Below are 22,309 nucleotides of genomic sequence, written 5' to 3' on the forward strand. Positions count from 1 at the left end.
TGGCCATGGCAGGAGCGGAGATCCCGGAGACCATCGCGCTGGAGTCGGTGCCAGAGTTCTCCGACGACGTGGATGTGCTGGTCATCGGGTGTGGAATCGCCGGTGGGAGTGCCGCGGTCGAGGCGGCGGCAGCAGGCGCGAAGGTCCTCGTCCTCGAACGGGCGGCGGCGGCCGGCGGCACCACATGCATGGCGGGCGGACACTTCTACCTCGGCGGCGGGACGGCGGTCCAGCAGGCCACCGGCCACGACGACAGTCCCGAGGCGATGGAGAAGTACCTCACCGCGGTCTCGCGTGAACCCGAACCCGAGAAGATCCATGCGTACTGCGTCGACAGCGTCGAACACTTCAACTGGCTTGAGGCCCTCGGCTTCAGTTTCGAGCGCAGCTTCTACCCGGAGAAGGCGGTCATCCAGCCGCAGACGCAAGGGCTGATGTTCACCGGCAACGAGAAGGTGTGGCCGTTCAAGAACATCGCGACACCGGCGCCGCGTGGCCACAAGGTCCCCGTCCCAGGTGACACCGGCGGCGCGTCGATGGTCGTCGACCTGCTGGTCAAACGGCTCGCCGAACTCGGCGCCGAACTGCGGTACGAAACGGGTGCCCGGCAACTCGTCGTCGACGACACCGGACGGGTCGTCGGAGCCTCCTGGCGTCGACCGGGCGCGGACGGGGTGATCCGCGCACGGTCGGTGATCATCGCCGCGGGTGGCTTTGTCATGAACGAACAGATGGTGGCCGAGCACGTCCCGCACGTGGCGGAGAAGCCGTTCACCCTCGGCAGCACCTACGACGACGGGCTGGGCATCCGGCTCGGCGCATCGGTGGGTGCCGCGCTCAAACACATGGACCAGGCCTTCGTCACCGCGCCGATCTATCCGCCGAGCGTCCTGCTGACCGGCATCGTCGTCAACAAGAACGGCGACCGCTTCGTCGCGGAGGACTCGTACCATTCGCGCACCTCGGGTTTCGTGATGGATCAACCGGATTCGGCCGCGTACCTGATCGTCGACGAAGCGCACATGCAGCGACCCGAGGTCCCGCTGATCAAGCTGATCGACGGATGGGAGACCGTCGCCGAGATGGAGTCGGACCTCGGCATCCCCGAGGGACGACTGCAGAAGACCCTCGCCGACTACAACGCCAACGCGGCGAACGGCGAGGACCCCGATTTCCACAAGGCCGCGGAGTTCCTGGCCCCGCAGGATCACGGACCGTGGGGTGCCTTCGACCTCAGTCTCGGCAAGGCGATGTACTCCTGCTTCACCATCGGCGGAATGGCGACGTCGCTCGATGCCGAGGTCCTCGCCGACGACGGCACCCCGATCACCGGCCTCTACGCCGCCGGCGCGTGCGCCGCGAACCTCGCGCAGGACGGCAAGGGCTACGCCAGCGGCACCCAACTCGGCGAGGGGTCGTACTTCGGCCGGCGGGCCGGCCGGCACGCCGCATCTCGCGCGGAGGTTGTGACCGAAGGGTGACGTCCCGGCGGGACCGCCACCGGACACCGAATCGCTGCGGTATCAAGGGGATATGACCCCCGACGCCCGAACCCGCGGCCACACCCCGGCCGCCGCCCTCGCCGGTCTGGTCGCCGTCGGCGCCGGACTGGCGGTCGGGGAGTTGGTGGCAGCTCTGATCGATCCCGCCGCATCGCCGTACTTCGCCGTCGGTGCCGCCGTCGTCGACCACGCGCCGACCGTCGGTCGCGAGTTCGCCATCGGCACATTCGGCACCGCCGACAAACCGGCGCTCTACATCGGGATGGGCGTGCTGATCGCGATCATCGCCGCCGGTTGCGGCATCGCCGAACGCCGCCGTCCACCGCTCGGCTCGGTGATCATCGGGGTGTTCGGTGCGATCGGGGTGCTGGCCGCGCTCGACCGTCCCGATTCCCGCTGGACGTTCGTCCTTCCGTCGGTGCTCGGGGCGGCGGTGGCCGTCGTCGTGCTGCGGATGTTGCTCACCCTGCTCGATCCCACGGACCGAGAGGCCCCGGTCGGTGCCGACACGGTGAGCCCACCGGATGACGACGCGACCCGTTCGCAGGGCGTCGGCCGGCGGTTCGTGCTTGCCGCCGGTGGCGTCGCGGCGCTTGCCGTCGTCGTCGGCACGGTGGGGCGGCGGATGCTGGCCGACACCGCGCGCACGGTCGCCGACCGCACCCGCATCGTCCTGCCGACTCCGCGGTCCGCTGCGCCCCCCGTCCCGCCGGGCGCGGATCTCGACCTGCCGGGAGCGACGCCGTTCGTCACCGCCAACGACGACTTCTACCGGATCGACACGGCGCTGCAGGTCCCCAACCTCACCACCGACGACTGGTCGTTGCGCATCCACGGCCTCGTCGACAACGAGATCCGTATCGGGTGGGACGAACTGCTTGCGATGCCCATGACCGAACGACTCGTCACGTTGACCTGTGTGTCCAACGATGTCGGCGGCGACCTCATCGACAACGCGCGCTGGTTGGGCGTACCGATGAAGACCTTGCTCGATCGAGCCGGGGTGCAGGCGGGTGCGGACATGCTGTTGTCCACCAGTTCGGACGGATGGACATGTGGCACACCGGTTTCCGCAGTCACCGACGGGCGTGACGCGCTGCTCGTCGTCGGCATGAACGGCGAACCGCTGCCGGTCGAACACGGCTTCCCGGTCCGGCAGGTGGTGCCGGGGCTGTACGGCTATGTGTCGGCGACGAAGTGGGTGGTCGACTGGGAGCTGACCCGGTTCGCGGACGCCGAGGCCTATTGGACGACACGTGGCTGGTCGGCGCTGGGGCCGATCAAACTGGCGTCGCGCATCGATCGGCCGACGGATTCGCGGCAGTCGGAGGGCGAGATCGTCCTGGCCGGGACGGCGTGGGCCCAGCACACCGGTGTCGCCGCCGTCGACGTCCGCATCGACGAAGGGCCTTGGCAGCCTGCGGAACTCGCCACCGAGTATTCGGTCGACACCTGGCGGCAATGGCGCTACGTGTGGTCGGCGACGCCGGGCGAACACACCGTCGAATGCCGGGCGACCGATCAGAACGGCCAGCAGCAGGTCGAGGCCTACGCCGCCCCGATCCCCGACGGTGCGACCGGACTCGACTCCCGGATCTACACCATCGACTGAACGCTCGACCAAAGCGCTGCCGACCTTGCGTCGCGCCGATACACTTCTGCGAATTCGACCGGGCGGGGCCGACCGAAACAGGTCGCGGCGGATAACGATCCAGCCGGCGACATCGATACGGGAGGGAAAGCCGGGCGACGTCCGGCTCGGCGGAGGGGACGGTCGCATGGCGGCATCCGGCACGGCATCAGCAACGAACTCGGGGTCGATGACCCGGATCAGGCGGACGGGCAGGACGGCCGCGTTGGCGGTGCTGCCTCTCGTGGCCGTGCTCGGGGTCGCCCTGTCGGGGACGCCGTCAGCTGCTGCCGCGGCGGAGAGTGAGCCGGAATCGCCGGTGGTCATCACCGATCCGACGACGTGGTATCCGCAGATCGTGCGCTCGAAACCGACGTGGCTCCCGGCCGATCTCGGTCAGAACACGACCGTCATCCTCGTTCCCGGAAGCGGCGACCGTGAATCGGTCGGGCAACGGGTGCGCACTGCGGGCATCGGCTTCTACGACGACCCGGCCACCGGCGAGTCGTACGAACCGACGATCGTCCCGGTCGTCTACCCAGCCGCGATCGGCTTCCGGCTCTTCGGCCGCGTCGTGTCCGTCAACGACACCGGCGTCACCTACAACGACTCGGTGGATGCGGGAACGATTGCGGGCGTCGACGACGCGCTCCGCGCGTGGGACGAGCGCGGCCGAACCGGGACCATCCTCGTGAACGGCTATTCGCAGAGCGGACCGGTTGCGATGAACATCGCCTACGAACTGCATCGCGCCTATGCCGCGGGAGACCCCGACGCGATCCCGGACGAGAACATCATCGTGGTCATCGGCGGCGACACCCGGTTCCCGCACACCGGGATCGAGACGGTCGTGCCCAGCTTCATCCCCGGGATCTACACCAACGGCGAACGTGACCCGGAGAGCACCGGCGACATCGAGGTCATCTCCTACTGCGTGCGCGGCGACTACATCTGCGGTCTCGGCAATCCCCTCGCCCACCCGTTCGAGACGATCTTCTACCTGCTTCCCGGAACGATCGTGCACGCGGTTCTCGGTGACCGGGTCAACCAGTACGAGGTCGTCGACGAGTGGGAGGACGGCAACACGACCTACGTCGTCCTCGACGGCGGAAACCCCTGGGGCATGATGCTGCGGGCGTTCGGTGTCCCGGTACCGACCGAGGTCGACGACGTGCTGAGCGCACTGGTCGAGGTCCCGATGCCGGGCCGCGAGAGCACGTTGCGCGGATATCCGATCCCGACACCGCGGGACGTGCAGGTGTGGCTCTACGAGCAGCTCGGCGCGACCGTGCCGGTCACCGATCCCGACGTCCTCGACGCGCGTGCGGAGGATTCGGATTCGGCCGAGGATCCAGGGCCGGCCTCCGCGACGAATGGCGTCAACGCTGCGGCGACATCGAGCACCGCCTCGACACCGAGTGCGGCGCCCACCTCGACGGCGACGCCGACGACGACGGAACCCACGACCCCGGACACGACGAGCGACGAGGTATCACCAGAGCCCGGACGACCCGATGAGGCGGACGGAGCGACATCCGCGACGAGCTCGGAGCCCACGGCGGTTCCGACCCCCGACGAATCCGATCCCGCCGACGAATCCGATCCCGCCGACGAATCCGATCCCGCCGACGAGGACACCGAGGGTGGGACCACCTCTGGCAGCGCCCCTGGACAGTAGACCGGACAGATGTCCATTTCTCATAGAACGTGTTCCGTCAAGGGTTGAGTGACCAATCCGACTGATCGGACCCTTGCGCGTGACCTCGTGCTATGTTCGTCGCACGTTTTTTCTGTGAGCCGGGTGACAATGCACTGCTCCCGGCGCATCGCAACCGCGATCCGAATGCGATGTGGGGCGACCGCCGCGTCCGGTCAGCCAAGTGTGAACTGTCCGAAACCAAAGGTGAGATCTATGAGTGTGGGTGTCGTGCGCGAGTCCGCCGCGGGCGAGCGCCGTGTGGCGCTGGTCCCGAAGGTGGTGGGCACGCTGGTCGGCAAGGGTGTCCCGGTGATCGTGGAATCGGGTGCCGGTCTGGAGGCTTTGATCCCAGACGAACAATACGTGGACGCGGGTGCGACGATCGGCGACCCGTATTCGGCCGACGTCGTGGTGCGGGTCGCTCCGCCGTCGGATGCCGAGATCGGGAAGTTGCGCAGCGGGCAGAAACTCATCGGATTCCTCGCGCCGCGCAACGCCGACAACCAGATCGACGCGCTGAAGTCGGCGGGAGTCGAGGCGTACGCGGTCGAGGCCATTCCGCGGATCTCCCGCGCACAGGTGATGGACGCGCTCAGTTCGCAGGCCAACGTCGCCGGCTACAAGGCGGTCATCTCCGCGGCGGATCTGTCGACCCGGTTCTTCCCGATGCTGACCACGGCGGCCGGCACGGTCAAGCCGGCGACGGTGTTGGTGTTGGGTGTCGGAGTCGCCGGACTCCAGGCGTTGGCCACCGCCAAGCGTCTGGGCGGCCGCACCACGGGATACGACGTGCGGCCCGAGGTGGCCGAGCAGGTGCGGTCGGTGGGTGCCCAGTGGCTCGACCTCGGCATCGACGCCGCCGGCGAAGGCGGCTACGCCCGTGAACTCACCGACGACGAGCGCGCCAAGCAGCAGCAGGCCCTCGAGGACGCCATCAAGAGCTTCGACGTGGTGATCACCACCGCGCTGGTGCCGGGTCGACCCGCGCCGCGCCTGGTGACGGCTGCCGCGGTCGAAGGGATGAAGGCCGGCAGCGTGGTCGTCGACCTCGCGGGCGAGACCGGCGGAAACTGCGAACTGACCGAACCCGGGCAGACCGTCGTCAAACACGACGTGACCATCACGTCGCCGCTCAACCTGCCGGCGACGATGCCCGAGCACGCCAGTGAGCTGTATTCGAAGAACCTGCTCGCACTCATCGAGCTGATGCTCGACGACAACGGTGCGATCACACCGGATTTCGACGACGAGGTGGTCGCCGCGTCGTGCGTCACCCGCAGCGACGAGGAGGTGTCGGCCTGATGTACACCGGACTGCTGGCGAACATCGCGATCCTGGTTCTGGCCGGGTTCGTGGGCTTCGCCGTCATCTCCAAGGTGCCCAACACCTTGCACACCCCGCTGATGTCGGGCACCAACGCCATCCACGGCATCGTGGTGCTCGGCGCGCTGGTCGTGCTGGGCAAACTGCCCGCCGACGCCAACTGGGGTGTTCGGATCATCGCGTTCGTCGCCTTGGTGTTCGGCACCCTCAACGTGATCGGCGGCTTCGCCGTCACCGACCGGATGCTGGGCATGTTCAAGGGTAAGAAGGAGGTCGCCAAGTGACCGCGCACCTGGTGCTGGCGGCGGACGCCCACACCCCGAGCCAGGGCATCTCCTATCTGGTGATGGCCCTCTACATCGTCTCGTTCTCCCTGTTCATCTACGGTCTGATGGGTCTGACCGGACCGAAGACCGCGGTGCGCGGCAACTGGATCGCGGCCGTCGGTATGGGGCTGGCCGTGGCGGCGACGCTGCTCTACGTCTACAACGAAGGTGCCGTCGGGGACGACGGACACTCCACCGTCGGGGTTCCGGCGATCAACTGGATTCTGATCGTCATCGGTCTGGTTCTCGGTGTGGTACTGGGTATTCCGCCCGCCCTGAGGACCAAGATGACGGCGATGCCGCAGCTGGTCGCGCTGTTCAACGGCGTCGGCGGCGGCACGGTGGCGCTGATCGCATGGGCAGAATTCCTGGAGACCTCCGGGTTCTCGGTGTTCCACAACACCGAACCCGCCTCGCCGCTGGTGATCGGTTCGCTGATCGCGGCGATCATCGGGTCGATCTCCTTCTGGGGATCGCTGGTCGCGTTCTCCAAATTGCAGGACATCGTGCCCAAGGGCGTGGAGAAGGCCTTCGTCGGCAACGCGCGGCTGTTCCAGCTGGCCAACATGGTGCTGCTGGTGGTGGCGCTCGGGATCGCGATCTACCTCGGTGTCGACGCCGCGAACGGCGGCGGCGCCAGCGGATGGTGGATGGTCGGCCTGCTGGTCGCGGCCGGTGTGATGGGACTCTTCGTGGTCTTCCCGATCGGCGGCGCCGATATGCCGGTGGTCATCTCATTGCTCAACGCGATGACCGGATTGTCGGCCGCCGCAGCGGGTATCGCGCTGGACAACACCGCGCTGATCGTCGCCGGCATGATCGTCGGCGCGTCGGGCTCGATCCTGACGAACCTGATGGCCAAGGCGATGAACCGGTCCATCCCGGCGATCGTGTTCGGCTCCTTCGGTGGCGGCGACGACGCCGCGGCCGGTGGTCCCGGCGCCGCGGGCGGAACCGTCAAGGCCACCTCGGCCGCCGACGCCGCCATCCAGATGGCGTACGCGAATCAGGTGATCGTCGTTCCCGGTTACGGTCTGGCCGTCGCACAGGCGCAGCACGCCGTCAAGGAGATGGCCGCTCTGCTGGAAGGGAAGGGCGTCGAGGTCAAGTACGCCATCCACCCGGTCGCCGGCCGGATGCCCGGCCACATGAACGTGCTGCTCGCCGAGGCCGACGTCGAGTACGACGCGATGAAGGAGATGGACGACATCAACGGTGAGTTCAACCGCACCGACGTCGCCATCGTCATCGGCGCCAACGACGTCACCAACCCGGCGGCACGCAACGACCCGAGCTCGCCGATCCACGGCATGCCGATCCTCAACGTCGACGAAGCGCGGTCAACGATCGTGCTCAAGCGGTCGATGAGCTCCGGCTACGCCGGCATCGAGAACCCGCTGTTCTTTGCCGACGGCACCTCGATGCTCTTCGGCGACGCGAAGAAGAGTGTCGACAGCGTCATCGAGGAGCTCAAGGCGCTGTAGGCGCGCTCTCGCAAGGTTCTCGGTTCTTCCCCCAGGTCTCGCTTCGTCGGCCGGCTGCAGTCGGCCGAAGAAGCAAGACCTGGGGGAAGAGTCGTTTTCGGGTGGGGCGGCGACGATGGGGTCAGGAATCGAGAAGCGTGGTCCGAGGGGGCTCACTACCGTGGGTGGTAGTACGCCCGGTGAAGGAGGAGACGATGTCACTGTCCTTGTGGTTCCAGCGAAAGATGAACGCGTACACCACCGGCAAGCTGCGGCGAAAGGGCAAGCCGCAGATGATGGGTATGGACATGCTCATCCTGCACACCACCGGGCGCAGGAGCGGAGCAGCGCGCGAGACCCCGATCTCCTGGTTCGCCGCGGAGAACGGCGCGCGGTTGCTGGTCGCATCGGGAGGCGGCAAGCGCAACCCCGACTGGTACGCGAATCTGATGGCACATCCGGAGTCCGCGGAAATCGAACTGCCCGACGGTAAGAAGGAGGCCGTGACGCCGGTGCTGCTCGACGGCGCCGACCGCGATCACGCGTGGCAGCGCATCACCGACGAACAGCCGCGCTACGCCAAGTACGCAGCGAAGTCCGATCGCGAATACCCGCTGGTCAAACTGGTTTCTCGCTGACCTTCGGGGGTGGGCGATGAGTTTCTCCGCGAGCGGTGGTCTATCCCGGCAGAACCACCCACACTCACCCGGAGGACATCATGACCACATCAACCACCACCAGCGCCCCCACCACCGACGCGCAGACCGGTTCCCGGAACTGGAGGCACACAACGGGAGTCGTGCTCAGCGTGCTGCTCGGCGCCTTCCTGGCGTTCGACATCGTCGGCAAGCTGACCCAGCCGGAATCGGTGATCGAGGGGACCGCCGAACTGGGGTTCCCGATCGACCAGACCTATGTCATGGCGATCGCACTGGCCGCTTGCCTTGTCGCGTATGCGATCCCGCGTACCGCCGTGCTCGGCGCGATCGGTCTGACCGCCTACTTCGGCGGAGCGGTGACCGCGCACATGCGGGTCGAGGACCCGTTGCTGGACCACACGCTGTTCCCGGTGTACTTCGGCATCCTCGTCTGGGCCGCACTGGCTCTGCGTCGTCCGGAACTGTTGAAGGTGGCGGGAATACGGCGTTGATCCGCCACTCACACCTCTCGCTCGCGCTCATCTATGGATGAGCGCGAACGAGTCGTGTGAGCGGTCACGGCCCTCGGGTGTTATCCATCTGGGACCGGACGGGTGCGGCGTCGTTGCCGAACCGCCGTACTGTTACGCAAGTGACAAATGTGACCAGAGTGAAACGGCGTCGGAGAATCGCTGCGCTCACCACCATTGCGGCATGTGCGATCGGCGGGGCCGTCGTCGGCGGGCTGCCGGCCGATCGTGCCGGTAACCTCGACGTGCGGCCGGTGGTCACGGCCGTCGATCCGTCCACCTATTACAACTCGGCGCAGCAGAAGTTCGCGGCTGGTGACGTCCCCGGCGGCCTCGAGTCTCTCGAGGAGATGCTCGCCGTCGTTCCGGTTGACCCCTATGCCCTTGCTCTGCAGGCGATCTGGTCCGCGCAGGATGATGACCCCGCGACGAGCAAAGCTGCGCTGACGCGGCTGAACGGCATCAACCGGACCTTGGCGATCGCGGCCCGCAACATCATCGACGGCGTCGATGCGGCGGCGCAGATCGTTCCGGACACCGCGCCGAAGACGATCTCCGGGCAGCCGACCATCGTGATCCTCGGCTTCGGTCTCAATCGCAACGGGAAGATGGCACCCGAGCTCGTTCGCCGGGTGACCGCAGGCAAGTCGCAGGCCGACACCACGCCCACCGCGCCGGTGGTGGTGAGCGGAGGAGCGCCTCAGGCCGGCGTCACCGAGGCGGCCGCGATGAAGAAGTGGCTCGTGTCCAAGGGAGTCGACGCGGGCCGGATCACCGAGGAGGGACGCTCGGGGTCGACGGTCGGCAACGCCCAGAACACCGCCGAGATCCTGCGTGGCCGAGGTGTCAGCGAGATCATCCTGATCACGTCGCCCAACCATATTCGCCGTGCTGCTGCAGATTTCGCCGCTGTCGGTCTCCGAGCCGTCGCGACGGTCACCACCGAGACGGAACTGTCGAAGTACGCCAACCCACTGACCCGCGACCAGCAGAAGGGAATCCGCCTCGAGGCCACCCGCGCCGCCGGTATTCCGGCGACACGTCAGGCCGGCCTCCCGCTGCCGGACAACCTGCCCGACACCGGACCGGCCCTGCTCACGGACTTCCTCGAAGGATTGCTCGACGCGGGTTCGTCCATGCTGGGGGAGTAGGAGGCCGCGCTCACCTGCGCCGACTCTTGGTCAGCGCGACCGGATCGAGAGTCGTACGCGACCACTCGGCCGCCATCGCAAGACTGGTGGCGCGGCCCGAATGCACGTGATGGAACGCGGATTCGGCGGCCCGGTCGGGATCATGATCGGCGATGGCCGCCAGCAGTTCCTCGTGTTCGCGACACTGCACGCCGGGATCACGCGACTTGGTCAGGTGGAAGAGCCATTGTGTCCGCGCCTCGAGTGGTCGGAGAATGTTCTCCAGCAAGGGATTTGCTGCGAGATCGACGATGATCGTGTGAAATCGGGCATTGGCGGCGGCGATGGCCGGCTTGTCGTCGCGGGCAGTCGCGTCGCGTGCGATCTCGAGTTGGTCGGCGAGAGCTTCGAGTCCGGCCGCGTCGGCGCGTTCTGCCGCGAGTCGCGCCGCCAGGACCTCGAGGCTCTCACGGACATCGAACAGGTCGCGCACGTCGTCTGCGGTGAACGGGGCGACGATCGCTCCCTGACGGGGGACCACAACGACGAGGCCATCCTGCTGCAGTCGTTGTATCGCTTCGCGGAGCGGTATGCGGGACACCTCGAGTTCGACCGCGAGATCGCGTTCGACCAGCCGGGTCCCGGGAGGCAGGTCGAGGCCGACGATCTGCGCACGCAACGCGTCGTAGGCATGGTCGCGCAGCGACTTCTTCGTTGCTGCGGCTTCGGCTCTGGTCACTGTCGTCTCCTCGCGTCCCGAAGGTCAGCGTACCGGCCGCTCCGTTAACGGTATACCGTTAACGGTCCTCTTACGGGTGCGTAATGCGCACGCAATGAACGGCCTCGACTCTCTTCGTAACGGTATACCGCTAAGGGGTTGCCCTGACTGACCAGGAGAAAGCCATGAAACGCACGCTTCCCATCGCGCTGATCGCCGCGGGCGCGCTCGCACTCGGCCTCACCGGCTGCGGATCATCCGGCTCTGCTGCCGACGACGGAACTCTCACCGTCGGGGTGTTTCTGCCCGGCTCGGTCAACGACACCGGCTTCATGCAGTCGGCCTACGCCGGCGTCGACCGCGTCAGGGAAGAATACGGCGATCAGGTCGAGATCAGCTATGTCGAGCAGGTCTCCGCCGCCGACTACCAGCAGGCCTTGCAGCGCTTCGCCTCGGAGAACGAACTGGTGATCTCGGTGGGTGGGCAGACCGATGCCGACCTGCGCAAGGTGGCTCCGCAGTTCCCGGACGTCACCTTCGTCGAGATCGGTGGTCCTGCCGACGCGGAGCCGATGGAGAACCTCGCCTACTACGACCCACAGCAGGCCGAGGCCGAGTTCGTCGCCGGGGCGGCGGCGGCCACGTCGTCGACCGCCGGGACGATCGGCTTCGTGGGCGGCGTCGAGCTGCCGGCGATCGTCAACTCTGCCATCGCCTTCGAGAATGGCGCCGAGTTCGCACGCCCGGGGGTGCGGGTGCTTGCGCCACAGTATGTCGGTGACTTCAACGATCCGGCCAAGGCCAAACAGGCCGCGGCTGCCGCGTATGCCGGTGGAGCGGATGTCCTGAGTCAGGTGGTCAATCTCGGCAAGCAGGGCATGGAGCAGGCGGCGCAGGAAACCGGAAATCGGATGAGCGGCGGCCCCATCCCCGGTGACTGCACCAACCCGGTCTACACCGGCTACGTCAAGACCGACATCGGTACCGAGGTCGAGTACGCGGTGACCTCGGTGCTCGACGGCACCTGGGAGGCGGCGCAGGTCCCGTTCGGATTGACCACCGACAAGGAAGGCACCGACTACGTCGTGTGCTCGACCGATCCTGCGGTGACCCAGGCGGTCGAGCGCGCGAAGTCCGCCATCGCCGACGGCTCGGTCGCCCCCTACTGAGCCGCCCGAGATGTCGATCACCACGGACATCCCGGTGACCGGGACGGACTCGCTGCTCACTCTTGACTCGGTGGCCAAGACCTTCGGGACGGTACGGGCACTACGCGACGTGACCATGTCCATCCGTACCGGCGCGGTGCACTGCATTCTCGGCGAGAACGGCGCAGGCAAGTCAACCTTGTGCAACACCATCTTCGGGACGGTGTCGCCGGATGCCGGTCGGATGGTCCTCGGCGACAAAGAGTACCGGCCCGCCGGCCCGGCAGACGCGATCGATGCCGGTGTGGCCATGGTGCACCAGCACTTCTCGCTGATCCCGACCATGACGGTCGCCGACAACCTTCTGCTCGGCTCCGGAGGATTCCGTCCACCGCGCAGCCGACTGCAGGCCGATCTCGATCGCATCGCCGACGACTACGGTCTCCGGGTAGACCCGGCGGCGATGGTGAAAGAGCTCAGTGTCGGCGCGCGACAGCGGGTGGAGATCGTCAAGTCCCTGCTGAACGACCCGCGCCTGATCCTGCTCGACGAACCGACGGCAGTCCTCGACCCGGCCGAGATCGACGCCCTCATCGAGACCTGTATGGCGTTGGCGGCCGACGGAAAGTCGGTCGTGCTGATCACCCACAAACTGGGTGAGGTCGCCCGGGTCGCCGACGAGGCCACCGTGCTGCGGGACGGCACCGTGGTCGGCGGTGGACGGCTCGCCGACGTCACGCGATCCGACCTGCTCGAGCTCATGCTCGGGCAGGCGGCGCCGCTGTCCGCCCCGTCGCGCCCTCCCCGGCGAACCAGCGAATCCGCTCCGGTCTGCCTGCGGGTCAACGGGGTCGGCGTGACCCATCAGGATGGCCGCGTCGGCCTCGCCGGGGTCGACCTCGAGGTCCGAGCCGGCGAGATCGTCGGGATCGCCGGTGTCGAGGGCAACGGGCAGTCGGAACTGACCTCCGTCCTCTCGGGGTCGCTACGTCCCGACGAGGGCACGGTGACGATCGACGACGCGGACCTGACCATGGCGACGCCGGCCCACCGGACGCGCGCAGGCCTCGCGGTTATCCCAGAGGACCGCCACGCCGAGGGGATGATCGGCGGTATGAGTATCGCCGAGAATCTGGCGATGCCAAGGCTTTCACACTATCGCCGGTGGGGCCTGCTCGACCGGACCCGGATGCGATCCGACGCGCTGGCGGCCATCACCGAGTTCGATATCCGTGCCCCGGGGCCCGACGCACCGATCGGCAGTCTGTCCGGCGGAAATCAGCAAAAGGTCGTTCTCGCCAGAGAACTCGGCACACCCGGGTTGCGGGTCGTCGTCGCCGCGCAGCCGACCCGAGGTCTCGACGTCGGTGCCGTCGCCTTCATCCTCGACCGGCTCCGGGCCGCAGCCGACGATGGCGCCGCCGTCCTGGTGACCTCGAGTGAACTCGACGAACTGTTGTCGGTGTGCGACCGCATCGTCGTCGCCTATCGAGGTGGGTTGCACGGCTCCGTCGACACCCACGCGCCGGACGCCGCACGCGAGATCGGCAACCTACTCACAGGAGTCGCATGATGACCAGCTTCCCCACCCGGGTGCGGTCCCGGCTATCGGGTACGACCCCGAGCCCTCGGAGCCCGATCGTGGTCGGACTCTGCGCGCTACTGGTCGCTGCCGCGGTCGGCCTCGCACTGGCTGCCGCGGCCGGGGCGAGTCCGGCGACGGTGGCCCGTGCCCTGGTCGACGGAACCCTGGGATCGCCGTTCGCAGTGGGTACGTCGATGAACAGTGCGGCCGTGTTGATGCTGGTCGCGATCGGCTTCACGATCGCCTACCGGGCCGGACTCGTCAATGTCGGTGGCGAAGGGCAGATCTGCCTCGGCGGCATCGGCGCGACCGCCGTCGGGGTCTCGTTGCCGGACTCGGTGCCGTCGGCGGTCGCCATCCCGATCACCTTGTTAGCCGCGGTCCTCGGTGGCGCGCTGTGGGCGGCGATAGCTGCCTGGCTCAAGGTGCGACGAGGTGCCAGCGAGATCATCACCACGCTCCTGCTCAACTTCGTCGGCCTGGCGATGGTCGTGCTGATGGTGCACGAAGCCGCGCTGCTGCGTCAGCCCGTGACGTCATCGGAGACGTTGCCGCAGTCGGAGTCGCTGGCCGAGTCGACGCACCTACCGCTGCTGGGATTCACCGGGAATCCCGCGACGATTGCGATCGCACTGGCCGTCGTCCTGGCAATCCTGATCGGTATCATGTTGCGTAACAGTGCTATCGGCATGCGATTGAGATCCGTCGGCCTGTCGCCATCGGCGGCGGCGCGGTTGGGGGTGCCCATTGATCGCACGGCATTTCTCGGCCTCACCGCCGCGGGCGGATGTGCCGGGCTCGCCGGCGGACTGCTCGTCACCACCGCACCGTTCGTACTGGCCGAGGGGTTCTCGTCCGGCTTCGGATTCAGTGGGCTCGTCGTCGGACTCCTGGCCCGCGGGTCGATGACCGCGGTGGCAGCAGTCTCGCTGTTGTTCGGTTTCCTGGTCTCCGGTGGGATCAACCTCCAGCTGGAGGCGGGGGTGCCGTCGTCGACGATCACCGTCGTGGAGAGTGTTCTCGTCCTCCTGATCGCCGCCGCCGCATGGTGGGCATCGTCGTCGTCGACACGTTCCGTCGAATCCGCAGGTAAGCAGGCCGGACGGCCGAGCGTAGACACCGAGGAAGTACCCGCATGAGCACCGACATGATCACCGAGATCTTCACCAGTGGAGCGGCATTCGCCATCCCGATCCTTCTCGCCGCGACGGGCGAGTCCATCAGTGAACGGGCCGGTGTGCTCAACCTCAGCATGGAGGGGATCATGCTCTGCGGCGCATTCACCAGCGTCCTCGCCGCTGCCACCACCGGCTCCGCAGCGGCCGGTGTCGTCGCGGGGATCGCCGCCGGATTGATCTTCGGTGTCATGAACGCGTTGCTGAGTGTTCGGTTCAAGGCGGATCAGATCGTCATCGGGATCGCCGCGAACGCGCTGGCGCTCGGACTCACCACCTTCGGTGCGCGCATCCTGCTCGCCGACGGAAGGGGCAACGGAGTGCCGGCATTCGACGACATCCACATCCCGGTCCTCACCGACCTGCCCATCGTCGGGCCTGCCCTGTTCGGCCAGACTCTGCTCGGATACCTCTGCCTGCTCGTTGTCGCACTGCTCGCCGTCGTCTTCTCCGCCCGGACGATGGCAGGTATCCGCATCGACGCGATCGGTGAAGACGCCACCTCGGCTGGCTGGACCGGGCTGGCGGTCAACCGGATACGGGTCCTCGGTGTGATGATCGCGGCCGGCACAGGCGGTCTCGCGGGTGCGCAATTGGCCCTGTCCGAGGTTCGGTCGTTCGGCGAGAACATGACGGCCGGGATGGGGTACCTGGCTGTTGTCGCGGTGATAGCCGGTCGGTGGAAGGTGGGTGGAGTCGTCGTCGCCACGCTGTTCTTCGGGGTGGCGGGGGCCCTGCAGTTCGCCTTGCCGGCGATGGGTGTCGACATCCCCTACGCGCTGCTGGTGATGCTGCCCTACGTCATCGCGATCGTGGCCGTCGCCGGGTTCGTCGGTGGGCGCAAGGCCCCATCGTGTCTCACCGTCCCCTATGTCGGTCGCATCTGACCCGCCCCTGTCCGAGAACTACGTCAAGGCACGAGAAAGGGCCCAGTGATGGCCATCGTCCTCACCCATTCCGATGTGGTCGACCTGATCGACCGGGCGGCGGTCTACGCCGCGGTCGAACAGGCACACATCGACCTGTCCACCGGCGCCGCCGCCAACCCGGCGCCGTCGATGCTGCCGATCGATGGCGGTACGGTCCTGCCGATGGCGGCCTCCGCCCGGCGGCAGCGCTGCAGTGCCGTGAAGATGTTGTCGGACATGCCGTTCAACCGGGACGCGGGACACCCGGCGCAGCGGTCGACGATCCTCCTCATGTCCGCCGACACTGGCGAATGCGAGGCGGTGATCGACGGGCGGTTGATCACGGCGATCCGCACCGCGGCCGCCAGCGCCGTCGCCACGGCCCACCTGTCGCGCACCTCGAGCACATCGCTCGGTCTGATCGGGGCGGGCACGCTTGCGGTGGAACACACCCGGTCGATCGCCCGAATCCGTCCGATCGACAAGGTGTTCGTGTGGTCGCGGAGTACCGCGACCGTGGACCGATTCCGTTCTGCCGTGGCAGATCTCGACATCGAGGTGGAGTCGGCCGATTCCCCGCGGCAGGTGGTGTCGGCGGCCGATGTCGTGTGTACGCTGACGCCGTCGCGTGACCCGATCGTCGAGGGCGGTTGGTTTCGGGCCGGATTGCACATCAATGTCGTCGGTGCCCCGCCGCGGGCGGATCACCGTGAGATCGACGGCGCGGCCATGGCTGCGGCGCGCGTCGTCGTGGACAGCCGGTCCACCGCGCTGGCAAAATCGGGAGACGTGGTGCTCGCCATCGAGGAAGGCCACCTGACGGCCGACGACGTCGCGATCGAACTCGGCGACGTGATCGTCGAGCCCGAACGAGGTAGGTCCGAGGACGACGAGATCACTCTGTTCAATTCCGTCGGGATCGGGCTGCAGGATCTCGTCACCGCGCGCCTGCTGGTCGATGCCGCCACCGAGCGGGGTGTCGGGATGACCGTGGAGCTGGCGGGGTGACCAATCCGGATCGTGATCGAGAGTTCCTGCAGCGCAGCATCGATCTGGCCCAACTCGCCGGCGAGGAGGGGAATCGGCCGTTCGGCAGCGTGGTCGTCGTGGACGGCGCTGGTGTCGCCGAGGGCTACAACCAGGTCGGCTCCACCGGCGACATCACCGCGCACGCGGAACTGGTCGCGTTGCGTTCGGCGATCGACGCCGGATTCGGCGAACGGCTCACGGACGCAACCGTATACGCCAGTGGCGAGCCGTGTCCCATGTGCACCGCGGCATGTGTGTGGGCCGGCATCGGTCGGATCGTATTCGCCGCATCGTCGGCCGCGTTCACGGAGATCCTGCCCGACGGTCCGCAGTTCCGGTCGACATGTGCCGAGGTCATCGCGACGAGCGACGCAGCGACCGTGGTGGATGGGCCGCTCCTCGAAGCAGAGGCGTTGCGGGTGATGGGACGATACGCGACACCGTGAACTAGCGGGGTACTAGAACATCACCGATCGGAAGTGGGTGACGAGGCGCCACGTATCGGGCCCCTCGTCGAGGCCGAGCAGGAAATGGAAGGCGATGCCCGGCGGCTGTCCGCGGTTGACGACCTCGGTGCCCTCGAACGGAAGATTCAGTGTGGATGCGACGCCGGGCGCGATCGCGAGGGGTCGTCCCGCGAAGGTGGTGACCGACGGGCTGTGCGCGTGCCCGCAGACGAAGCCCACGATGTTCGGGTACTCGGACACCAGCGCCGCGAGACGCTCCTCGCCGGTCTGGCGAATCGAGTCCATGAAGTCCATGCCCAGCGTCACCGGGGGATGGTGAAACGCAACCACGACCGGTGTCTGGGCGCCTGCCGCGGCGATCTCCGCCGACATCCAGGCCAGCGTCTCGTCGGCGATGTGGCCGTCGTTGCGGCCGGGGATGGAGCTGTCGCAGACCACGAACAGCACACCGTCGATGAGCTGTGACCGGTTGACCGGCGCACTGCTCTCCCGTCCCAGGAGGCCGGCGTTGAAACGTTCGCGGTGATCATGGTTTCCGGCGGTGATCAGCATCGGCAACGGGCTGTAGAGCACGCCGTGCGCCTCGCGGTACTCGGACTCGCTGCCCTCGTCGGTGATGTCGCCGGTCACCAGCAGCGCGTCGATCCCGTGCGCGCGTGCGTGGATGTAGTCGAGCGTCGCCTCGATCCGGCGGCGGTTGTACCGCGTGCCGTTGAAATGAGGGTCGCTGATGTGGGCGACGACGAACACACACGCTCCTTGGTCACTGACTCACCTGAGGCTAGCCAAGCGTCCGCGAGAAGGCACGATGAGGGCGTGGTCCGGCCGCGTCCACCCGCGGGACCTCGTTGACAGCCGCGGTCGCGGGGTGACACGGTCAGCGGGTGAAACGTGTTCTCGTTCGTGGCGCCGATCCGGATCGGTGGACGGGTCGAACAGCGATCGTGACCGGCGGCGGATCAGGCATCGGGGCTGCGCTCACCACTGCCCTCGTCGACGCGGGAGCCGATGTCGTCTGCACCGACATCGACGGCGAGGCCGCCGACCGAATCGCCAGGGGGCTCGCGAGCGGTCGCGGCACAGTGCGGGCGGCCCGGCTCGACGTGACCGATGGGGATGCGGTTCGCGCGCTCGTCGACGCCACGGTCGACCGTGCGGGGCGAATCGACCTCATGTTCAACAACGCGGGTTTCGCACTGGGCGGCAACACCGAGATGCTCAGCCCGGCGCAATGGGACTCGATCATCGACGTGAACATCCGAGGTGTCGTGCACGGGGTCACCGCCGCCTACCCGCACATGATCCGCCAGCGGTCCGGGCACATCGTGAACACCGCGTCCATGGCCGGTCTCACCGCTGCCGGTCTGCTCACGAGTTACGTCATGACCAAGCACGCCGTCGTCGGGCTGTCCCTGGCATTGCGCACCGAGGCGGCCGCCCACGGTGTCGGCGTCCTCGCGCTGTGCCCGGCGGCCGTCGAGACGCCGTTGCTCGACGGCCCGGGGGTCGGTGGCTTCAGCGGCCGGTCGTATTACCTGTCCGGGCAGGGCGTGCGCGCCGCGTACCCCGCCGACCGCCTGGCGGCCGAGACCCTCGAGGCCATCGACCGCAACCGGCCGTTGCTCGTCGTCCCGGCGCAGGCCCGGATGGCCTGGCGGTTCTCCCGGCTCGCGCCCGGCGTGATGCAACATCTGGCGACCAAGTTCGTTGCGCAGCAGCGGCAGCGCCAGAAGCTCTGATCCCCGCCGCCGAAGTGCGGCTCAGTGAAGCTTACGGGCGAACAACGACCGCAACGCGTCGAAGTGCTCCTCGGTGGCCTCCGGATGAAAAGCGGCAGTGTCCGACATGGTGTATCCGTGTGGCGCACCGGGATACACAGTCGCGTGGTGAGTGACGCCGGAACTGGTCAACGCGTGCTCGAACATCGCGATCGCCTCGGGAGGCATCGTCGCGTCCCGGTCGGCGTGGATCGCCAGGATCTCGGCGCGAACCCTCGGCAGGCGCAGGTGGGGGCTGGCGGAATCGTCGGTCACCAGCCCGCCGGTGTGGAACATGCCGATCGCGCCGACGACATCCGGTCGGGTGGCGGCCGCCAGCAGCGCCCATCGCCCGCCGGCGCAGTAACCGGTGGCGCCGACCGACCCGTCGGCGACATCGTCGAGTCCGCGCAGCGTGTCGAGGTAGCGCGACAGGTCGGCCTCGGCCAAGTCGTCGGTGAGGGCGTGGACCCGGGGCATCGCCTGCGCGAAGAACGGACGGCGGCTGTCCGGGTCGGTGAGGTCGAGGGTGGGCTCGAGTTCCGTTGCGGTGCCGTGACGGTAGAAGACGTTGGGCGCCAACACGACATACCCCCACGACGCGATCCGATCGGCCATCTCCTTGGTCCGGGGTCGTAGGCCGATGGCGTCGATGACGAACAGCACGCCCGGCAGCGGTCCGGAAACACCGTCCGGTCGGGTGAGATACGCGTCCGCGACGCCGTCGTCGGTGCGGATGTCGATCATCTCGTCGGGCACAGTGGTCCTCTCCTCGGATCGGCTTCTCTCACAGGTCACCTGGTAGTTTGTCCCGCCGGATTCCGCGCCAGCTCGGGTGACGCAGGTGGCCGGTGGTGGTCCAGTCCATGAATCGGACCTCGCCGACGATCTTGGGCAACACCCAGATCGCGCTGGAAGCCACCGGCCGGTCCAGTTTGTCCACGAACGGGCATCGGTTGATCCGCAAGGACTCCAGTTCTTCGGCCAGCATGCGCAATTGGGCATCGGAGAAGCCGGTGCCCACCCGGCCGACGTAGCGCAGACCGGTTTCCTCGGGTAGTCCGAGCAACAGCGATCCGATGGTGTTGGCGCGGTTCCCTCGCCCCGGGCGGTAGCCGCCGACCACCACCTCGATGTCACTCCAGTTCTTGTGCTTGAGCCATTGGGTGGTGCGGCGACCCTGCTGATACGTCGACGTCCGCCGCTTGGCGATGACGCCCTCGTACCCTTGCTCGCGGCTCTCCTCGACGGCCGCGCGGCCCGGACCCGACAACAGCGGCGGCACTTCGGCGTAGGCCGACCGCGACAGCAGGGGTGCGATCTCCTCGAGCACCTCGCGACGTTGCGACCACGGCCGTCGCAGCAGCGAGGTGCCGTTGAGGTACAGGACGTCGAAGATGTACAGCTTGAGGGTCAGGTCCTCCTCGGTGGCATTCCGCGCCGACAGCAGCGTGAAGTTGGTGCGACCGCTGGCGTCGAGGGCCACGACCTCGCCGTCGAGGACGACGTCGATGAGACCCAGATCGTCGGCGATGGAACGCAACTCGGGAAAATCCTTGGTCATGTCGATACCCGAGCGCGAGGTGAGTCGGAAGTTCCCGTCGATGGAGCGCAACAGGATTCGGTAGCCATCCCACTTACCCTCGAATGCCCAGTCGCGGCCGTCGAGGTTCTCGATCGACTCGTCGGTGGCCAGCATCGGCCGCGGATCGCGCAGGCTGTCCGGCAGGATCGGCCGCGGCTCGTCGCTCATCAAGTGCGCCAGCCAGTTCTTGTCACCGGTTCGGATCAGGGCGTAGCGCCCCTGGATTCGCTCCCCGTGGAGGCGGACGATGACCTCGTTGTCGCGCCACTTCTCCGTTTCATAGGTGCCGCGGTCCCAGATCTCGACGTGCCCGCCGCCGTATTCGCCTGCGGGGATGTCACCTTCGAAGTCGGCGTAGTCCATCGGGTGATCCTCGGTGTGCACCGCGAGCCGGTTCTGCCCCGGGTCGTCGGGCAGGTTCTTCGGCACCGCCCACGACACCAGCACGCCGTCGCGCTCGAGCCGGAAGTCGTAGTGCAACCGGCGGGCATGATGCTCCTGGATCACGAAGATCGGGCCCTCGGAGGTGTTGCCGGACTCCTGGCGTTCGCGGTGTGCGTCGTCGCCGAACGGTTCGGGGGTCTTGCCGGCGTCGCGTTTGCGGCGATACTCGCCGAGGCTGACGACGGGGTCGGGAACAGGGGGATCGGCGGTTGCCTTGATGAGTTCCTGTGCGGTTGGGGGGCTCTCGGTGTTGGTTTTCTGGGGGGTGGCCCTTCGTGACGACCCTCCGCTAGCGCTCCGGGTCTCCTCAGGGATCGAACGGGTCAGGGGGACGTCGAGGTCCGCCAACAGGTCGCCCTCGGAGTCGACGCGGTCGAGCACCTCGTCGAACAGCAACTGTGCGATGTCGGGGTCGGAGAGTTCATCCCAGGTCCGCGGTGCCGCCACCCACGGTTGCTCGCGGCCACGCATCGAATACGGCGCGAGCGTCGTCTTGGAGCCGCTGTTCTGACTCCAGTCGATGAACACCTTGTGGTCGCGAACCGACTTCGCCATCGTCGCGGTGATGTCGTCGGGATGGGCGTTGGCGAGGCTCGTCGCGATCTGCTTGGCCACGGTGCGGGCGGCGTCGGGGGAGACCAGCCGGTCGAACCGCGCGTACAGGTGCATCCCCTTGCCGCCGCTCGTCACCGGGAACGCGGTCAGCCCGGCCGCGGCCAGCATGTCCCGGATCATCAGTGCGACCTCGGCGCACTGGGACAGCGGAACGCCCGGCCCGGGATCGAGATCGAGGACGAGACGATCGGCCTTGGGCGGACCCGAATCGGGTTCGGGCACCCGCCACTGCGGTGTGTGGAGCTCGAGCGCGGCCATCTGGCCGAACCACACCAGATCGGCACGCGACGACGCCAATGGATAGGTGATCACCCGCTTGCTGTGCTGCTCGCCGAATCGCTCGAGCCACTCCGGCGCGGACGACGGAAGGTCCTTCTCGAAGAACGGCATCGATTCGACACCGTTCGGCCACCGCTTGCGGGTGATCGGGCGACCGTCGAGATGCGGCAGCATCACGTCGGCGATCCGCGAGTAGTAGTCGATGACCTCGAATTTCCGTGTTCCGGTATCGGGGTAGAGCACCTTGTCGAGGTTGGTGATCGGGATACGACGCCCGTCGACGTCGAGGGTCTCACCACCGGCCATGACGACCATTGTCCACGCTCGATCGCCCGGTCGATCTCCCATTGAGCGCCGA

20 protein-coding genes are annotated in these 22,309 nt (G+C 67.4%); 16 read left to right on the forward strand and 4 right to left on the reverse strand.

Translation table 11 applies throughout. From position 1 onward, the window contains the following. The first annotated feature begins 5 nt into the window (after positions 1–5). From V1Y59_RS17870 to V1Y59_RS17910, 9 genes are all read left to right on the forward strand, one after another. Positions 6–1,481, forward strand: a complete 1,476-nt coding sequence (locus V1Y59_RS17870) for an FAD-binding protein (protein WP_330506284.1) — start codon at positions 6–8, stop codon at positions 1,479–1,481. A 52-nt stretch (positions 1,482–1,533) separates the two neighbouring features. Beyond that, the gene (locus V1Y59_RS17875; protein WP_330506285.1) at positions 1,534–3,114 is read left to right on the forward strand and encodes a molybdopterin-dependent oxidoreductase; all 1,581 of its coding nucleotides are present in this window, start codon (positions 1,534–1,536) and stop codon (positions 3,112–3,114) included. A 208-nt stretch (positions 3,115–3,322) separates the two neighbouring features. Beyond that, a complete protein-coding gene (locus tag V1Y59_RS17880) occupies positions 3,323–4,810 on the forward strand; it encodes an alpha/beta hydrolase family protein (protein ID WP_330506286.1) in 1,488 nt (495 codons plus the stop codon). A gap of 234 nt (positions 4,811–5,044) precedes the next feature. Next, positions 5,045–6,133, forward strand: a complete 1,089-nt coding sequence (locus V1Y59_RS17885; protein ID WP_330506287.1) for a Re/Si-specific NAD(P)(+) transhydrogenase subunit alpha — start codon at positions 5,045–5,047, stop codon at positions 6,131–6,133. After that, complete coding sequence (locus V1Y59_RS17890) at positions 6,133–6,438, forward strand: NAD(P) transhydrogenase subunit alpha part 2 (RefSeq protein ID WP_330506288.1); 306 nt, start codon at positions 6,133–6,135, stop codon at positions 6,436–6,438. The genes V1Y59_RS17885 and V1Y59_RS17890 overlap by 1 nt, the downstream gene beginning before the upstream one ends. Next, positions 6,435–7,964: an NAD(P)(+) transhydrogenase (Re/Si-specific) subunit beta gene (locus V1Y59_RS17895; RefSeq protein WP_330506289.1), complete on the forward strand. Its 1,530-nt coding sequence runs from the start codon at positions 6,435–6,437 to the stop codon at positions 7,962–7,964. Before V1Y59_RS17890 ends, V1Y59_RS17895 begins: the two co-directional genes overlap by 4 nt. Positions 7,965–8,158: 194 nt before the next feature. Beyond that, positions 8,159–8,581, forward strand: a complete 423-nt coding sequence (locus V1Y59_RS17900) for a nitroreductase family deazaflavin-dependent oxidoreductase (RefSeq protein WP_330506290.1) — start codon at positions 8,159–8,161, stop codon at positions 8,579–8,581. Positions 8,582–8,661: 80 nt separating this feature from the next. Continuing rightward, positions 8,662–9,093, forward strand: a complete 432-nt coding sequence (locus V1Y59_RS17905; RefSeq protein ID WP_330506291.1) for a DoxX family protein — start codon at positions 8,662–8,664, stop codon at positions 9,091–9,093. Positions 9,094–9,242: 149 nt separating this feature from the next. After that, positions 9,243–10,262, forward strand: coding sequence for an ElyC/SanA/YdcF family protein (locus V1Y59_RS17910; RefSeq protein WP_330506292.1), 1,020 nt, complete (start codon positions 9,243–9,245; stop codon positions 10,260–10,262). Between the two features lie 10 nt (positions 10,263–10,272). Here V1Y59_RS17910 and V1Y59_RS17915 read toward each other — a convergent pair whose 3' ends face one another. Beyond that, positions 10,273–10,980, reverse strand: coding sequence for a GntR family transcriptional regulator (locus V1Y59_RS17915; RefSeq protein ID WP_330506293.1), 708 nt, complete (start codon positions 10,978–10,980; stop codon positions 10,273–10,275). 164 nt (positions 10,981–11,144) lie between these two features. On the opposite strand from V1Y59_RS17915, the gene V1Y59_RS17920 reads away from it, so the two are divergent. Genes V1Y59_RS17920 through V1Y59_RS17945 form a run of 6 tightly spaced genes read left to right on the forward strand, consistent with a single transcriptional unit; the run spans position 11,145 to position 17,250 of the window. After that, positions 11,145–12,128, forward strand: a complete 984-nt coding sequence (locus V1Y59_RS17920; RefSeq protein ID WP_330506294.1) for a BMP family ABC transporter substrate-binding protein — start codon at positions 11,145–11,147, stop codon at positions 12,126–12,128. Between the two features lie 10 nt (positions 12,129–12,138). Continuing rightward, complete coding sequence (locus tag V1Y59_RS17925; protein WP_330506295.1) at positions 12,139–13,680, forward strand: ABC transporter ATP-binding protein; 1,542 nt, start codon at positions 12,139–12,141, stop codon at positions 13,678–13,680. After that, positions 13,677–14,831 carry an ABC transporter permease gene (locus V1Y59_RS17930; RefSeq protein ID WP_431309215.1) on the forward strand — a complete coding sequence of 385 codons (1,155 nt, stop codon included), beginning with the start codon at positions 13,677–13,679 and terminating at the stop codon, positions 14,829–14,831. The genes V1Y59_RS17925 and V1Y59_RS17930 overlap by 4 nt, the downstream gene beginning before the upstream one ends. Next, complete coding sequence (locus V1Y59_RS17935) at positions 14,828–15,754, forward strand: ABC transporter permease (protein ID WP_330506296.1); 927 nt, start codon at positions 14,828–14,830, stop codon at positions 15,752–15,754. The genes V1Y59_RS17930 and V1Y59_RS17935 overlap by 4 nt, the downstream gene beginning before the upstream one ends. Before the next feature lie 48 nt (positions 15,755–15,802). Beyond that, positions 15,803–16,783 (forward strand): ornithine cyclodeaminase family protein, encoded by a 981-nt coding sequence (locus V1Y59_RS17940; protein ID WP_330506297.1) that lies wholly within the window; start codon positions 15,803–15,805, stop codon positions 16,781–16,783. After that, a complete protein-coding gene (locus V1Y59_RS17945; protein WP_330506298.1) occupies positions 16,780–17,250 on the forward strand; it encodes a nucleoside deaminase in 471 nt (156 codons plus the stop codon). The genes V1Y59_RS17940 and V1Y59_RS17945 overlap by 4 nt, the downstream gene beginning before the upstream one ends. A gap of 12 nt (positions 17,251–17,262) precedes the next feature. Here V1Y59_RS17945 and V1Y59_RS17950 read toward each other — a convergent pair whose 3' ends face one another. Further along, positions 17,263–18,021 (reverse strand): metallophosphoesterase, encoded by a 759-nt coding sequence (locus V1Y59_RS17950; RefSeq protein ID WP_330506299.1) that lies wholly within the window; start codon positions 18,019–18,021, stop codon positions 17,263–17,265. Positions 18,022–18,155: 134 nt separating this feature from the next. Here V1Y59_RS17950 and V1Y59_RS17955 point away from each other — a divergent pair, with 134 nt between their 5' ends. Continuing rightward, positions 18,156–19,010, forward strand: coding sequence for an SDR family NAD(P)-dependent oxidoreductase (locus V1Y59_RS17955; RefSeq protein ID WP_330506300.1), 855 nt, complete (start codon positions 18,156–18,158; stop codon positions 19,008–19,010). Between the two features lie 21 nt (positions 19,011–19,031). Here the strand turns inward: V1Y59_RS17955 and V1Y59_RS17960 are convergent, their stop codons facing one another. Together V1Y59_RS17960 and V1Y59_RS17965 are read right to left on the reverse strand one after the other, a co-directional pair. After that, the gene (locus tag V1Y59_RS17960) at positions 19,032–19,787 is read right to left on the reverse strand and encodes a dienelactone hydrolase family protein (protein WP_431309216.1); all 756 of its coding nucleotides are present in this window, start codon (positions 19,785–19,787) and stop codon (positions 19,032–19,034) included. Positions 19,788–19,815: 28 nt separating this feature from the next. Further along, entirely contained in the window at positions 19,816–22,257 is a 2,442-nt protein-coding gene (locus tag V1Y59_RS17965; protein ID WP_330506301.1) for an ATP-dependent DNA ligase, read from the reverse strand. Positions 22,258–22,309 lie beyond the last annotated feature (52 nt).

The sequence above is a fragment of the Gordonia prachuapensis genome, assembly GCF_036350515.1.
Lineage (GTDB): Bacteria > Actinomycetota > Actinomycetes > Mycobacteriales > Mycobacteriaceae > Gordonia > Gordonia prachuapensis.